The sequence below is a fragment of the Collinsella tanakaei genome (genome assembly GCF_030373545.1).
GTDB lineage: Bacteria > Actinomycetota > Coriobacteriia > Coriobacteriales > Coriobacteriaceae > Collinsella > Collinsella tanakaei_C.
The window spans coordinates 126,006-142,169 of the sequence record NZ_JAUDCO010000002.1; the positions used below are offsets into that span (position 1 = coordinate 126,006).

The following is a 16,164-nucleotide window of genomic DNA, read 5'->3' on the forward strand; positions in this document are numbered from 1 at the left end:
TGATTCGGTCCTTTCTACAGCTGGATGCCCTCGCGGACCTTCTCGACGGCGACGTCGCCGGCGATATCGCCGAGCACGGCGAGGGCGAAGGGGAGCGCTTGCCCCATGGCGGAGGCGGTGATGATGTTTCCATCGACGACGACGGTCTTCTCGCCGGCGAAGGTGCCCTCCGGGAAGCTCCCCTCGAAGCCGGGGAAGCAGGTGGCGCGACGCCCCACGAGCAGTCCGAGTTCGCCGAGGATCGACGGGGCGGCGCAGATGGCGGCCACATGCTTGGTCGCGGCGAACTCGCTGACGAGCTCGCAGACCCGCTCGTCGGCGCGCAGGTTCTTGGTGCCGGGCATCCCGCCGGGCAGCACGAGGTAGTCGTATTCGGAGAAGTCGACCTCATCGAACGTGCAGTCGCAGGTAATGGAGACCTGCTGGGCGGTGACGACGTCTCGCGTGGGCATGATCGACACGAGCGTCGCGCGCACGCCGCCCCTCCTCAGGACATCGATCGTAGTCAGGCACTCGATGGTCTCGAATCCATCGGCGGCGAGCACGGCAACGGCTGACATGGGGGTTCCTTTCGACAAGAGGGGGTGCATCACAAGCCTTATACCCACGCGCGGCTTCCTGACGAAGGGGGTGTGCCACTTTGTCGGGTAGCTCCCGCGATGCGTGGTCCTCTTTCACGTGCCTGAGCGGTGTTTCCTACACGCGGGTGAGGTGGACGACGGTCTCGCAGTGGTAGCTTTGCGGGAACAGGTCGACGGGGGTCGCCGAGACGGTCGTAAACGTCCCCTCGTCCTCAAAACGGCGCAGGTCGCGCGCAAGGGTCGCCGGGTCGCACGACACATATGCCACATCGCGTGCGCTGGTCGATGCGATGAGGTCGATCGCTGCGGGTTCGAGTCCGGCACGCGGCGGATCGACGACGAGAACGTCGGCATCTTCGTCGGGAAACTCGCGCACCGCATCGCCCCCGATGACGTCGATGTTGTCGAGCTGGGCGATCTCGGCGTTGCGCCTCAGGTCGCGGACGGCCGGTCCGTAGGCCTCGACTGCCGCCACGTAGGCGCAGCGGCGCGCCAGCGGCAGGGTAAAGGTGCCGGCGCCGCTGTACAGGTCGATGGCGACGTCGTCTTCGCGCGGGTCGAGCGCCTCGAGCACCAGCTCGAGCAAAATCTCGGCGCCCGCGGTGTTGACCTGGAAAAACGAGGGCGCCGACAGGCGCATCTGCTCGCTGCCGAGCTTCTCGGTCCACGAGCCCTCACCAAAGAGGGCCTCGACGCCTGCGACCCGACGGGCGCGGCGATCGCCCTTCGACATGACGCGCACGACGCTTGTCGGCTTCACGGCGTCCTGGAGGACACGCGCCACCTGCGAGCGAGGAAATCCGCCGGTGGGGGTCCACAGAGCGACCTCGAGCGCCCGGGTCCGGCGACTCGCACGGATCCCGACGCGCTCGATACCCAGGTCGCGGGAGTTGCCCAGATAGGAGAGGGCCCCGCAGAGCGCCTTGACGACCTTGGGGAATTTCTTCTCGAACAGGGGGCATGCGTCGACCTTGACGATGCGCTCGGGGTCGACGCCGTGCATGCCGAGGGCGAACCGTCCGTTTTGGTGGACGGGAGCGAGCTCGATCTTGTTGCGGTAGCCCCAGGCGTCCTTCGCGTGGCGGATGGGGCGGACCATCTCGGCGATTCGCTCATCGGAGATGCGTCCGATGCGCCTGAGCACCGAGCGGAGGTTCTCCTCCTTTGCCGCCCGCTGGGCATCCATCGACAGCGATGCCCAGGGGCACCCGCCGCACACCGCGGAAAAGGGGCAGGGGGGCTGGATGCGGGAGGGGGAGGGCTCGAGTATTTCGGTGACGCGCGCGCGGTCGAACGACGCGCCCGTCGAGACCGTTTCCGCCTCGACGACATCGCCGACGACGGCGCCCGCGACGAACACCGCCTTGCCCTGCTCGGTGCGGGCGATTCCATCCGTGCCGTAGGTCATGCTTTCGATGGTCAGCTTCATCCGGTGCTCTCCTCGTCGGGGTTTCGTACCGCATCAGTGTAGCGTCTTGCGGACCGTGGGAGCGCTCCGGGTGCCGTGCGCACGAAAAACGCCGCCCTGGGTCTGATCCAGGGCGGCGTGCCGATTGCATCTTGTGATACGCGCTAGCGCTTCTTCTTCGTGCCGAACAGAAGCGTCTTGATGCCCAGGCCCACGAGCGCAAGGCCCGTGCCGACGCGTCCGCGCCGGCGGACGACGATGGCGTCCGTGCGCTTTGCGCCCTCGGGAGCGCCCGCCGCGTGCGCGTCATGCGCCGGTTCGGGCTCGATGATCGTCGCGGTGACGGGCGTGGCGTGCGGCGCGGCGTCATCTGGCTTGACGGCGACGGGCTCCGGTGTCGGGCTCTTTGCCGCCTCCGCCCGATCGGCAGCGGCGGTTGCGGAAAGGTCCGCCTCCGCTGTCGTCTGCTGCTCGGCGGGAAGCTCGTGCTCGAGCACCGCCTCGTCATCGGGCTCGACGGCCGACGTCGGGGGCGTGCCCTGCGGCACGGCGGGACGCGCGACGGCGCGCTTCGATGCCGCCTTCTCGGCTGAGGACGCGCGGTCGATGGCGAGGGCCATGAGGTGCTCCTGCGCGCAGAACGGCGCTTCGCCCTCCGCGCGCTCGATGGTCGCCCACGTGCCCTCGCTGGTGAGGCGGCGCGCCTTCACGTTGTCGGCGAGCTGGATGTGCATGTAGTCGATGACCTGCGCGCGGGCGTCGGCATCGAGGACGGGGAAGGCGATCTCGACGCGGTGCTCGGTGTTGCGCGTCATCATGTCGGCGGACGACAGGTAGACGGTATCGGCGTCCTCGCCGAACGCATAGACGCGCGCATGCTCGAGGAAGCGCCCGACGATAGAGCGGATATGCACGTTATCGGTCTTGCCCGGGACGCCCGGCAGCAGGCAGGAGATGCCGCGGATGATCATCTCGACCTGAACGCCGGCGCGGCTCGCCTCGGCGATCTTGTCGATGACCTCGCGGTCGGTCAGCGAGTTGAGCTTGAAGAACACGCGTGCCGGCAGGCCGGCCTGCGCGCGGTCGATCTCGCGGTTCAGGCCGGTCATGATGAGCGGCTTCAGGCCCGCCGGCGCTACGCCCAGGTAGCGATAGCTGCCGCGCAGGTTCCCCAGGGTGAGGTTCTGGAAGAACGCGTTGGCGTCCTCGCCGATGCCGGGGTGCGCGGTCATGAGCATGAAGTCCGAGTAGAGCTTGGCGGTCTTCTCGTTGAAGTTGCCCGTGCCGAGCAGCGTGATGCGCGTGAGCGCCATGCCGTCGCGATAGGTGATCTGGCAGATCTTGGAATGGCACTTGAAGCCCTCGGACCCGTAGATGACCGTGCAGCCGGCCTCCTCGAGGCGCTCCGCCCACTCGATGTTGTTCTCCTCGTCGAAGCGCGCACGCAGCTCCATGAGGACGGTGACCTCCTTGCCGTTTTCGGCTGCAGAGATGAGCGACTCGCACAGGCGCGACTGCTTGGCCACGCGGTAGAGCGTGATGCGGATCGAGAAGCACTGCTCGTCGAAGGCCGCCTCGTGCACCAGGTCCAAAAACGGACTCATGGACTCGTAGGGGTAGAACAGGAGCTTGTCGCCCTCGATGACCTGCTCGCGCATGCTGCGGCCAGAGGTGAACGCGGGGTTCGCCTGCGGGGTGAACGGGTCGAACAGCAGCTCGCGGCGGGCGCCTTCGGGGATATGGGACTCGAGCGCGTAGACGAAGCCGAGGTCGAGGGGAATGTCCACGACCGCGGTCGCGCGGCCGGAGAGCTCGAGGGCGCGGCGGATGGGCTTGACGGTTCCGCGCGCGAGGTCGCCGCGCACGTAGAGGTAGACGGGCTGCAGACGCAGGCGCTTCTTGAGGATGCGCTTCATGTGCTGGCGGTAGTCCTCGTCCTCTTCGACGCCCTCGCCATCCGGGTCGATGTCGGCGTTGCGGATGACGCGGATGACGGCGCGGTCCTGGGGCACATAGGATCCGAAGCAGCCGTCGACGCATGCCATGATCACGTCTTCGAGCAGGATGTAGCGGTAGCCGTCGCCGTCGCTGGGTATCTCGATGACGCGCGGGAGCATAGCGGGCACCTCGATCAGCCCGAGCAGGCCCGCCTCGTCGCTGCCGTGCGTCCCCTCCAGGCCGCACACCACGTAAAGGCCTCCGTTGCGCAGGTTGGGGAAGGGGTGGCGCGGATCGATGACGAGCGGCGAGATGATGGGGGAGATGAAGGACTTGAAGTAGCCCTCGACGAACGTGCGCTCGTCGCCCACGAGTGTATCGGGCTCGAGACGCGCAAGGCCGCGTTTCGCAAGCTCGCCCTCCAGGTTGTGGAACGCCTGCTGGGCGCGGTCGTAGAGCGGGGGAAGCGCGTCGAAGACGCGGTCGATCTGCTCGGCGGGGGTCAGGTTGCTCTTGTTGTCGCGCGGCTGGTGCTTCAGGGTGGCAAGATCGGACAGGCCCCCGATGCGGACCATGAAGAACTCGTCGAGGTTGCTCTCGAAGATCGCGACGAACTTCAGGCGCTCGAACAGCGGGACCGTCTCGTCGTACGCCTCGGCGAGCACACGGTCGTCGAAGCGCAGCCATGACAGCTCGCGGTTTTGCGTGTAGGAGAAGTCGTGGCGATCGGCCTGTCCGAGTGCGGCAGGCGTCCCTGCGGCCCTCTTCTTGTCGCCCTTCTTGCGTTCCTTGTCCTTGGCAGCCATGGCTATCCGCTCTCCATCCGTGCGTGGTCGGGGTCGTGCGTAACGCCGGTTGCGCAGGTGCGTGCGCACGCACGGCGATACCACCAATATAGGGGTTTGGAGTGCCGACGATGCGCGGATTCGGAAAAGCTTGCCACGATGCTTACATTGCGCGGGCCAATGACTTCGCGCCGCATGGGGCGGACCGTATGGGGCGGCCCCTGTTATTCCCGCGCGGAATGCCGAGACGAATCGTGCGCATGAGCTACGGCGCAGCCCGGTGTGTCGTCGCGGCCGGACCTGTTCGGCTTCGAGCGGTCCCTTTTTGACGGTGAGCGGTCATCAAGGGGGTCATTGCGCATATTTCTTTGGCCAAAATGAATCTTTTTTTGCCCTGTGAGAGGCGTGCCGAAAAACAAGCAAATATACAAAGCAGCCATAAAAATATTCAGTATACGGAGTAAGTTCGAGATGAGTTATCCGAATATCAACCCATAAACGCGCTCATTTCTGCACGTAATCATGCTTTACTGGATAAAAGTACATCATGCACATACCGTACAAATATACCGTCTACGCCCCCTTTGATACCGCTCGGCGGTGTCGCGCAACAAGAAGGTGATATTGGATAAATCTATGAGTGTCCGAAAGCGACGGCCCAGCACGAGGGCCGCCAGGGAGGCCGCGAGCGCGGCCTGGATAGAAAGGTAGGAGGCTATGACGAAGGGACTGCATGTCACGAGCGAGATTGGGCAACTGAAGAAGGTTTGCCTGCATCGCCCGGGCGAAGAGCTCCTGAACCTGCCCCCCGATGAGCTCGAGCGTCTTCTGTTCGATGACGTCCCGTTCCTCGAGGTGGCCCAGCAGGAGCATGATCGCTTCGCCGAGATCCTGCGTGAGCAGGGCGTCGAGGTTCTGTACCTCGAGAAGCTCGTCGCCGAGGCGTTCGACGCCGTTCCGGAGGCGCGCGAGGAGTTCCTCGATCAGTGGCTCGACGAGGCTGGCATCAAGGGCAGGATCGCCCCGCCCGCCATCCGCGAGAAGCTCGAGTCCATCACCGACAACCTCGAGTTCGTCAAGAAGACGATGGCCGGCATCACCAAGGCCGAGGTCGACCTGCCGCTCGTGAGCTCCGTCACCCTCGACTCCCTGGTGAACACCGAGTCCGAGAGCGACCTGCTCGTCGACCCGATGCCCAACCTGTACTTCACCCGCGACCCGTTCGCGGTCGTCGGCACGGGCGTCAACCTGAACCGCATGTACTCCGTCACGCGTAACCGCGAGACCATCTACGGCAAGTACATCTTCAAGTATCACCCCGACTACAAGGATGTGTCGCTGTACTACCGCCGCGACTCCTCCTTCCACACCGAGGGCGGCGACGTGCTCAACATCAACGAGCACACCATCGCCGTGGGCATCTCGCAGCGCACCCAGGCTGCCGCCATCGACGTGATGGCCCAGAACATGTTCTGGAACTCCGATTCCAAGATCGACACCATCTTGGCGTTCGACATCCCCGTGTCCCGTGCCTTCATGCACCTCGACACCGTGTTCACCCAGATCGATCGCGACAAGTTCACGATCCATCCCGCCATCATGGGCACGCTCAAGGTCTACAAGCTCACCCCGGGCAAGAACTCCGGTGAGGTCAACATCACCGAGACGACCGATACGCTCGAGCACGTGCTCGCCTCTGCGCTCGGCATCGATGCCGTCAAGCTCATCCCCTGCGGTGGCGGCGACCCGATCGCGGCTGCGCGCGAGCAGTGGAACGACGGCTCCAACACCCTCGCCGTCGCCCCCGGCAAGATCTGCGTGTATCAGCGCAACAACGTCACCAACGATGTCCTCTACAAGGAGGGCATGGAGCTGCTCGTCGTGCCGTCGGCCGAGCTCTCCCGTGGTCGTGGCGGCCCGCGCTGCATGAGCATGCCGTTCTGGCGCGATGACCTCTAGGTTCGTTTCCCCAGGCACCGCGCCTCGGCGCTCACTCGTCGGGCGCCGCACGCTAGGCGTGCGCCCTCCTCGTTCGCACCGATCCGCGGCACCTGGGAAACCGACCTCGCTTCCCCGAGCACCTCGCCTCGCCCCTCAAGCGTTCGGGCATTGCCCTGAAGGCCTATGCTCTCCGTTTTCGGGACGATTCGGGGCGCTCGGGAAACCGATCCCTTTGCTGACGAGATGATGAGCGGTTAAGGGTTCGGTTCGGGGTTCATCGTATCGGGGGTTCCGGTACGATGAACCCCTTGCACCGTACGGTGCAGCTATGCACGGATTTCTACCGAAAGGAACCTTCAATGGGTGTCAACCTCTCCGGCCGCAGCTTCCTGCGTCTTCTCGACTTCACGACCGAGGAGATCGAGTACATGCTCGCTCTCGCCAAGAACTTCAAGGACCTCAAGCGCACGGGCACCCCGCATCGCTACCTCGAGGGCAAGAACATCGTCCTGCTCTTCCAGAAGACCTCCACGCGCACCCGCTGCGCCTTCGAGGTCGGCGCCATGGATCTGGGCATGGGCGTGACCTACCTCGATCCGGGCAGCTCCCAGATGGGCAAGAAGGAGTCCATCGAGGACACTGCCCGCGTGCTCGGCCGCATGTATGACGGCATCGAGTTCCGCGGCTTCGCCCAGTCCGACGTCGAGGAACTCGCCGCCAAGTCCGGCGTGCCCGTGTGGAACGGCCTCACCGACATGTGGCATCCCACCCAGATGCTCGCGGACATCCTGACCGTCCAGGAGAACTTCAACTACGACATCAAGGGCAAGACCCTCGTCTTCATGGGCGACGCCAAGAACAACGTGGCCCGCTCCCTCATGGTCGTGTGCGCCAAGCTCGGCATGAACTTCGTCGCCTGCGGTCCCAAGGAGTGCATGCCCACCGATGACGTCATCGAGGCCTGCAAGCCCATCGCCGCCGCCAACGGCTGCACGATCACCCTCACCGAGGATCCCGAGGCCGCCTGCACCGGCGCCCACGTCATCTACACCGACGTGTGGGTCTCCATGGGCGAGCCCGACGAGGTCTGGACCGAGCGCATCAAGCAGCTCGAGCCCTATCGCGTCACCACCGAGCTCATGGCCAAGGCCGATCCTTCCGCGATCTTCCTGCACTGCCTGCCCAGCTTCCATGACACCAACACCACCACCGGCGCCGAGATCGCCGAGAAGTTCGGTGTCACCGAGATGGAGGTCGAGGACGAGGTCTTCGAGAGCCCGCAGTCCAAGGTGTTCGACGAGGCCGAGAACCGCATGCACACCATCAAGGCTGTCATGTACGCGACCCTCAAGTAACACGCTCTCCTTTCAGCCCTGCCGGGATGCGTTCCCGGCAGGGTTTAAGTCTGTTGCCCGCGCTTTGTCCGAGATTCGCACGGCACGGCGGGCGCTGCGCGGACGTATGTTTACGTAGAAAGAAAGGGGGATGAGCAAAATGGCTGAGACCACCAAGAAAAAGCGTGGCATGCTCTCGTCATTTACCATTCTTCTGCTGCTGTTGGCCATCGTCGCCATCATCACGGTCATCGTCGGCACCATGGCTCCTGACCAGGTTACCCCGGCGAACGCGAGTGACTTCTTCACCGCCCCGGTGAAGGGCTTCGCCGACGCGCTCCCCGTGTGCCTGTTCGTCATGATCCTGGGTGGCTTCCTCGGCATGATGACCGAGACCGGCGCCCTCGATAACGGCATCGCCGCCCTCGTGCAGAAGCTCAAGGGCAACGAGCTCATGATCATCCCCGTCCTGATGATCATCTTCTCGCTCGGTGGTACCACCTACGGCATGTGCGAGGAGACCGTTCCGTTCTACGCGCTGCTCGCCGCCACCATGATGGCTGCCGGCTTCGACCCGATGGTCGGCGCTGCCACCGTCCTGCTGGGCGCTGGCTGCGGCTGCCTGGGCTCCACGGTCAACCCGTTTGCCGTCGGCGCCGCCGTCGACTCCCTGCGCGGCGTGGGCATCGAGGTCAACCAGACCATCATCATCGGCCTGGGCGCGGTCCTGTGGATTGCGACCACTGCCATCTCCATCGTCTTCGTGATGAACTATGCCAAGAAGGTCAAGGCCGACAAGGGCTCGACCATCCTGTCGATGCAGGAGCTCAAGAACGCCGAGGAGGCCCACGGCGCCGCTGCCGCCGAGGCCGCCAAGGAGGTCACGCTCACCGGTCGCCAGAAGGCGTGCCTGGGCATCTTCGCCTTCACCTTCGTCGTCATGATCGCCGGCTTCATCCCCATCGCCGACCTCAACGAGGGCGTCGCGAACTTCTTCGACGCCGGCGCTCAGTATGAGACCGTCGAGACCCCGGTCGTCACCGATGACCTCGTCGCTGCGTACGACGACGCCAACGGGACCGCGACCACCGTCGAGGGCTCCGTCGAGGGTGTCGCCGTGGGCGACGTCCAGACCGCTCAGGGCTGGTCCGCGTTCATCACCGGCCTGCCGATCGGCCAGTGGTACTTCGATGAGGCCTCCACGTGGTTCTTCGTTATGGCCATCATCATCGGCATCGTGGGCGGCCTGTCCGAGAAGCAGATCGTCAACACGTTCATCGCCGGCGCCGCCGACATGATGAGCGTCGTGCTGATCATCGCGCTGTCGCGCGGCATCTCGGTCCTCATGGCCTCCACTGGCCTCGACCAGTACGTGCTCAACGCTGCGGCCAACGCGCTTGCCGGCGTGTCCGGCATCCTGTTCGCCCCGCTCGCGTGGCTGCTGTACTTCGGTCTGTCCTTCCTCATCCCCTCGACCTCCGGTATGGCCACCGTGTCCATGCCCATCATGGGCCCGCTGGCCGCCCAGCTCGGCTTCTCGCCTGAGGTCATGGTCATGATCTTCTCGAGCGCCATCGGTGTCGTGAACCTGTTCACCCCGACCTCCGGCGCCATCATGGGCGGCCTGGCGCTCGCCCGCATCGAGTGGACCACCTGGCTTAAGTTCGCTCTGAAGCTCATCGTGGTGCTCTCGGTCGTGTCCGCGGTTATCGTGACCATCGCACTGGTCGTAATCTAGCGCTCGAGCGCTCGAACCGCGCCCAAGGCAACGTCTAGCCGGCTCGTGAGCCGGTGAGGACCCTACCTTTCAGCCCCCTTCCGTTCCGTGCGCGGGAGGGGGCGCTTTTGTGGTCGCAGCCGTAGCGCTTGCGCGTTCTCGGCCGACGCTGTCCCCGCCGCTGGCGCCGTGCACGGCGCCAGCGGCGGGGAGCGGGTCGCTCGTGAATCGCCTCGTGGTCGCGAGAGGCCGTTTACTGCAGCGAAGGCGTTCGATATGCCCGATTCCGGGGCGTGCATCGGTCATAACGGGCGCACCGGACGGTTCCGTGCTCGCTCATGGCGAGCATACGCAATATAACGTATTGCGTATCAGGGCGTTGTCCGCGTGTCAGGGCGATCGATATGACAGCAATCGACGCCGCGTGACCACAATCCGATTCACGAGCGCACGTGCGCTTGCCGTGTGCGACGATATGCCCTGGGTGCACGCCTGAAAGCGCGGCCGGGGGCTCGCCTGTATGCATGGCATGAGGAAGGAAGGAAAGCACCATGGATATCAAAGTCATCGGTGTCGAGGATTGGCTGAACGTCCATGAGCGCGATGCGGTCTGGGACATCGCGCAATCGACGATAGCCGCGCTGACGATAGACGAGCTCCGCGCACTCGATGGGGCAGGGGGCGCCACGCTCGCCGAGCGCATCGAGCGCGAGAAGCTCGGCTATGGCTGGATCGAAGGGTCGCCCGCCTTCAAAGACGAGGTGCGCAAGCTGTACGATCGCGATATCGATCCGCGTCGCATCCTGCAGACCAACGGCTGCACCGGCGCGAACCTCAACGCCATCATGGCCATCGTGCGCCCCGGCGACCATGTGATCGCTGAATGGCCGACCTATGCGCCCCTCTATGAGATCCCGCGCACGCTTGGAGCCGTCGTCGACCACTGGACCGTCCGCGAGGACCTTGGCTGGCTGCCCGACATCGCCGACCTCGAGCGCATGGTCCGCCCGGACACGCGGCTCATCTGCATCAACAACGCGGCCAACCCCACCGGTGCCGTGATGGACGCGGAGATGCTCGCGCGCATCGCGGAGATCGCCGCATCCGTCGGCGCCTACGTGCTGAGCGACGAGGTGTATCTTCCGCTCGATGGGTCGGTTGCCTATCGGTCGATGGTCGACGTCTACGACCGGGCGGTTGTGACCAACTCGGTCTCCAAGACGTATTCGTTGCCCGCAGCGCGCATCGGATGGGTCATCGCCGACGACGAGGTCTCCGATGCGATTCGAACCTATCGCGACTACACGATGATCTCGGGAGGCGTGTTCGGAGACGTTCTCGCCACCTACGTGCTTGAGCACCGCGATGCCGTTCTGGAGCGCAACCGCCGCATCGTCTCGGGAAACCTCGCGACGGTGCAGGCGTGGATCGACAGGACGCCCCGCGTGCGCTGGACCGCCCCGCACGGCGTGTCGACCTCCTATATCCAACTCGACATCCCGATGGACGACGAGACGTTTAGCTTGCAGCTGCTCGAGGAGCGCGGGGTCCTGCTCGTGCCGGGAAGTCGATTCGGCCTTCCGCGCGGTGCGCGCCTGGGCTACTGCGCCCCGGACGACGTACTTCGCGAGGGCCTCGCGCGCCTGGGAGCCGCCCTGGAGGAGATCGACGGCTGAGCCGTCTGGCGCCCCGGCGATGGATGCCGGTCAAGATGCCGCTTGTCTGAAATGGATGGGGGAGAGACGCTTTTTGTATCCTGTCGGCCGTGCACGCCTTATACTAAGTCGGTCGATAGGGTATATCGACCCGACCGCCATCTGAGAGGAGCTCGTCCCATGCGCCAGGGATTCGACAACGACAAGTACATCAGTCTGCAGGCAGAGCACATCAAAGAGCGCATCGCTCAGTTCGGCGGCAAGCTGTACCTGGAGTTCGGCGGCAAGCTGTTCGACGACTACCACGCGAGCCGCGTGCTGCCCGGCTTCGAGCCCGATAGCAAGTTTCGCATGCTCAAAAGTCTTTCCGATGACGTCGAGATCGTCATCGCCATCAACGCGGGCGACATCGAGAAGAACCGCGCGCGCAGCGATCTGGGCATCACCTACGACGAGGACGTCCTGCGCCTGACCGACATCTTCCGCAGCTACGGCTTCCTCGTGAGCTCCGTGGTGCTCACCCAGTATGCCGGTCAGGGCGCCGCCGACGCGTTCCGCCGCCGCCTGGAGGCCCTCGGCATCACCTGCTATCTGCACTATCCCATCGAGGGTTATCCCCATGACATCGACCTGGTCGTATCCGACGAGGGCTATGGCAAAAACGACTACATCGAGACCTCGCGCCCGCTCGTGGTCGTGACCGCCCCCGGCCCCGGCTCGGGCAAGCTCGCCACCTGCCTGTCGCAGCTCTATCACGAGCATAAGCGCGGCATCGCTGCCGGATACGCCAAGTTCGAGACGTTCCCCATCTGGAACCTCCCGCTGTCGCATCCGGTGAACATCGCCTACGAGGCGGCTACGGTCGATCTGGACGACTCCAACATCATCGACCCGTTCCATCTTGAGGCGTACGGGAAGACGACGGTGAACTACAACCGTGACGTCGAGGCTTTCCCGGTGGTCAAGTCGCTCATGGAAAAGATCATGGGGGAGAGCCCGTACCAGAGCCCCACGGACATGGGCGTCAACATGGCTGGCTATGCCATCGTGGACGACGAGGCGTGCCGCGAGGCCGCCAAGATGGAGATCGTGCGTCGCTACTTCACCGCTGCCGAGCAGGTCAAGCGCACGGGCGGCGGCTCCGAGCAGGTCGACCGCCTGCGCAGCATCATGAAGAAGGCGGGGGTCACGAAGGATTACTCGCCGGCGCGCTCCGCGGCCCTGCTCAAGGAGGAGACGACCGGTGCGCCCGCAGGCGCCATGGTCCTGCCCGACGGCTCGGTTGTGACCGGCAAGACCTCCACGCGCCTGGGCGCCGCGAGCTCGCTGCTCATGAACGCGCTCAAGGCCGTGACGGGCGTGGACATGGAGCTCGAGGTCATCAGCGACGACGCCATCGAGCCCATCCAGCGCCTCAAGACGCATCGTCTGGGCAGCGTGAACCCGCGTCTGCATCCCGATGAGACGCTCATCGCCCTGTCCATCACGTCCGCGACGAGCGAGGTCGCGGCGCGCGTGCTCGAGGGCCTGAAGAAGCTGCGCGGCTGCGATGCGTTCTTCTCGGTCATCATCTCGTCGAGCGACGAGGACCTGCTGCGGCGTCTGGGCCTGAACGTGTGCTGCGAGCCCAAGTACGAGCGCAGCGGCATGTACCACAAGTAGGGTTAACCGACAGACCTTGGGCGTATGCCTCGGCGACGGCGGGCTCGGCTGCATGGCCGGGCCCGCCGTCTTGGTGACAGGCGTCAGATGTTGTTCGCCTGTCGAATATGTTTCCGCATGACCCCCTCAATGTTACGAACGTGAGACGTGGCGACGCGCGCGAGGGCGAGTTGTACAATGAAGACCCGTGAAGACCATAGGACTTCGACGGGAAAGCTCAGGTGCATCATCATGACCAAGCACGTATTCGTTACCGGTGGCGTCGTATCGTCGCTGGGCAAGGGCATCACCGCGGCGTCGCTGGGACGCCTGCTCAAGAGCCGTGGCTACAAGGTGACCATGCAGAAGGCCGACCCCTATCTCAACGTCGACCCGGGAACCATGAGCCCGTTTCAGCACGGCGAGGTGTTCGTGACCGAGGACGGATACGAATCCGATCTTGACCTCGGCCATTATGAGCGCTTCATCGATGAGAACCTCACGCGCAACTCCAATTTCACCACGGGCGCCGTCTACCGCAGCCTGATCGAGCGCGAGCGCCGCGGCGATTTTCTGGGCGGCACCGTGCAGGTGATCCCGCACGTGACCAACGCCATCAAGGACAAGTTCCGCCGCATTGAGGAGCAGACCGGCGCCGACGTGGTCATCACCGAGCTCGGCGGCACCATCGGCGACATCGAGAGCCAGCCGTTCGTCGAGGCGATCCGCCAGTACCGCAAGGACGCGGGCCCCGATAACGTCTGCTACATCCACGTCTCGCTCGTTCCCTATATCGCTGCCGCCCATGAGGTCAAGACCAAGCCCACGCAGCATTCCGTCAAGGAGCTGCGAAGCTTCGGCATCCAGCCCGATATCATCGTGCTGCGCAGCGACCACGAGATCGACGATGCGATCCGTGCGAAGATCGCGTCGTTTTGCGACGTGGACGTCGACTGCGTGTTCACCAACGAGGACTGCTCCTCCATCTACGACGTGCCGCGCCTGCTCGCCGACCAGGATTTCGACCTGCGCGTCTGTGAGCGCCTGGGCCTCGAGCCGCGCGAGCGCCACATGGAGGACTGGTACGCCTTCTTGGATAAGCAGGACCACGCCAACCGCCACACCGACCGCGTGAAGGTCTGCGTGGTGGGCAAGTACACGCAGCTGCCCGACGCCTACCTGTCGGTCATCGAGGCGCTGCACCATGCCGGCATCTATTTCGATCGCCACGTGGATGTGCAGCTCGTCGACGGCGAGAGCCTCGACGCGGGCAATGTCGACGAGGTGCTGCGCGACGCGTCGGGCATTCTGGTGCCCGGCGGCTTCGGCAAGCGCGCCTTCGATGGCAAGATCTGCGCCGCCCGCTTTGCCCGCGAGCACAAGATTCCCTATCTGGGGATTTGCCTTGGTATGCAGGTGGCGGTCTGCGAGTTCGCCCGAAACGTCGCGGGCCTTGCCGATGCCAGCTCGTCCGAGTTCGACCCGGATGGGTCGCATTCGGTCATCGACCTCATGGATTCGCAGGAGGATGTGACCGAAAAGGGCGGTACCATGCGCCTGGGCGCCTATCCCTGCCGCCTTGCGCCCGGGTCGCTCGCGCACGAGGCGTACGGGGAGGAGCTGGTCTACGAGCGCCATCGCCATCGTTACGAGTTCAACAACGCCTATCGCGATGAGCTCGCCGACGCAGGCCTGGTCATTTCGGGCATCAGCCCTGACGAGAGCCTGGTCGAGATGGTCGAGCTGCCCCGCACGGCTCATCCGTGGTTCGTTGCCACGCAGGCCCATCCCGAGTTCAAGAGCCGTCCCACCAAGCCCCAGCCGCTGTTCCGCGAGTTCGTCCGCGCGTCGATCGCCCGCCATGAGGGCGTGGAGCGCGCCGAGGTGAACCCCATCAACCCGACCGATCGGTAGGCGACCGTGCCAGCTCGCGACCGTCATAGCGCATCGGCGGACTTTCCGCCGTCGGCCTTTGGGCGCTGCTGCGAGGAATACCTCGAATATCTGTCCGTCGAACGCGGCTACGCGGGCAACACGCTGTCCGCGTACCGTCGCGACCTCGGCGCATACGTCTGCTTTTTGCAAGAGCGCGGCATCGATGACCCTGACGCCGTCACGCGTCGCGACATCGAGGACTTCGTCGTCGCGCGGCATGACGCGGGGTATGCGGCGAGCTCGGTCAACCGGTGCCTGTCGAGTGTGAAGGGCCTGCATCGCTTCTTGGCCCGCGAGGGTCTGGCGCAGGCCACGCCGGCATCGGGGGTGAACTTCTCGCGCGTCGACGAGCGCCTGCCGGACTGTCTGTCAATCGAAGCCGTCGGCGCCCTGCTCGACCAGCCCTTCCCGCCGACGGATGCCGGCGCGCGCGATCGGGCGATCCTCGAGGTGCTCTATGGGTGCGGTGTCCGTGCGAGCGAGCTGGTGGGACTCGATATGGATGACGTCTATCTCGACGATGAGTTCCTGCGCGTGGTGGGCAAGGGGTCCAAGGAGCGCGTCGTTCCCATCGCGGGCGCCGCTGCCCGCGCCCTGGGGTCCTATCTGGAAGGTGCCCGCACGTCGTTTGCTCGACACAGCCGCTCCGGCGTGCCCTCGGCGGTGTTTCTGAATGCGCGCGGCGGCCGCATCTCGCGTCAGTCGGTGCACGCGCTCGTCGAGCGCTACGGCCGTCTCGTGGGAATCGTGGGACTGCATCCCCACACCCTGCGCCATTCGTTTGCGACCCATATGCTTGCCGGCGGTGCGGACCTGCGCGTGCTGCAGGAGATCTTGGGGCACGCGAGCATCTCGACCACGCAGATCTACACCCATATCGACCGAACGCACCTGCGCGAGGTGTATCTGTCGGCCCATCCGCGCGCCTGATCGCGGTCGCGCGGGCGCCGCGGTTGCGGTCGCCCAGCGGGCCTCACTACATTTTCGCCATACACCTGAAGCGTGCTTCAAGTGGAACTTGAAGACTTGTCTCACAGGGCCCCCATCGACCGGTGGGGGCCCATTTGTTTCCATACCCCTACATCTTGTGTTCCGTTCTGTCCCGCCAGGGGAGCCCTGCAACCCGTTGAGGGGGCATGGGTGCCGTTGGGGGAGACTGTGGGAGAAAATGTTGCAAAAGGGGGAGCCAACCCATATTATTTAAAGCGTCGACGGCGGGGTGGCTCCCG

At 64.8% G+C, this 16,164-nt stretch carries 10 protein-coding genes; 7 read left to right on the forward strand and 3 right to left on the reverse strand.

Annotated features, from left to right (window positions below):
* Window positions 1–14: 14 nt before the first annotated feature.
* From QUW00_RS02015 to ppk1, 3 genes are all read right to left on the reverse strand, one after another.
* A complete protein-coding gene (locus QUW00_RS02015; RefSeq protein WP_289612730.1) occupies window positions 15–560 on the reverse strand; it encodes a DJ-1 family glyoxalase III in 546 nt (181 codons plus the stop codon).
* A 136-nt stretch (window positions 561–696) separates the two neighbouring features.
* Window positions 697–2,010, reverse strand: coding sequence for a 23S rRNA (uracil(1939)-C(5))-methyltransferase RlmD (rlmD, locus tag QUW00_RS02020; protein ID WP_289612731.1), 1,314 nt, complete (start codon window positions 2,008–2,010; stop codon window positions 697–699).
* Between the two features lie 143 nt (window positions 2,011–2,153).
* On the reverse strand, window positions 2,154–4,733 hold the full coding sequence (ppk1, locus tag QUW00_RS02025; RefSeq protein WP_289612732.1) for a polyphosphate kinase 1: 2,580 nt from the start codon (window positions 4,731–4,733) through the stop codon (window positions 2,154–2,156).
* Window positions 4,734–5,429: 696 nt separating this feature from the next.
* Between ppk1 and arcA the strand changes: the two genes are divergently transcribed.
* From arcA to QUW00_RS02060, 7 genes are all read left to right on the forward strand, one after another.
* Entirely contained in the window at window positions 5,430–6,671 is a 1,242-nt protein-coding gene (gene arcA, locus QUW00_RS02030; protein ID WP_289612733.1) for an arginine deiminase, read from the forward strand.
* Between the two features lie 341 nt (window positions 6,672–7,012).
* On the forward strand, window positions 7,013–8,008 hold the full coding sequence (gene argF / locus QUW00_RS02035; protein WP_289612734.1) for an ornithine carbamoyltransferase: 996 nt from the start codon (window positions 7,013–7,015) through the stop codon (window positions 8,006–8,008).
* A 139-nt stretch (window positions 8,009–8,147) separates the two neighbouring features.
* Entirely contained in the window at window positions 8,148–9,725 is a 1,578-nt protein-coding gene (locus QUW00_RS02040; protein ID WP_289612735.1) for a YfcC family protein, read from the forward strand.
* Between the two features lie 530 nt (window positions 9,726–10,255).
* Entirely contained in the window at window positions 10,256–11,380 is a 1,125-nt protein-coding gene (locus QUW00_RS02045; RefSeq protein WP_289612736.1) for an aminotransferase, read from the forward strand.
* 159 nt (window positions 11,381–11,539) lie between these two features.
* A complete protein-coding gene (locus tag QUW00_RS02050; RefSeq protein ID WP_289612737.1) occupies window positions 11,540–13,021 on the forward strand; it encodes a DUF1846 domain-containing protein in 1,482 nt (493 codons plus the stop codon).
* Window positions 13,022–13,252: 231 nt separating this feature from the next.
* Window positions 13,253–14,914: a CTP synthase gene (locus tag QUW00_RS02055; RefSeq protein ID WP_289612738.1), complete on the forward strand. Its 1,662-nt coding sequence runs from the start codon at window positions 13,253–13,255 to the stop codon at window positions 14,912–14,914.
* 6 nt (window positions 14,915–14,920) lie between these two features.
* Complete coding sequence (locus QUW00_RS02060; protein ID WP_289612739.1) at window positions 14,921–15,865, forward strand: site-specific tyrosine recombinase; 945 nt, start codon at window positions 14,921–14,923, stop codon at window positions 15,863–15,865.
* Window positions 15,866–16,164 lie beyond the last annotated feature (299 nt).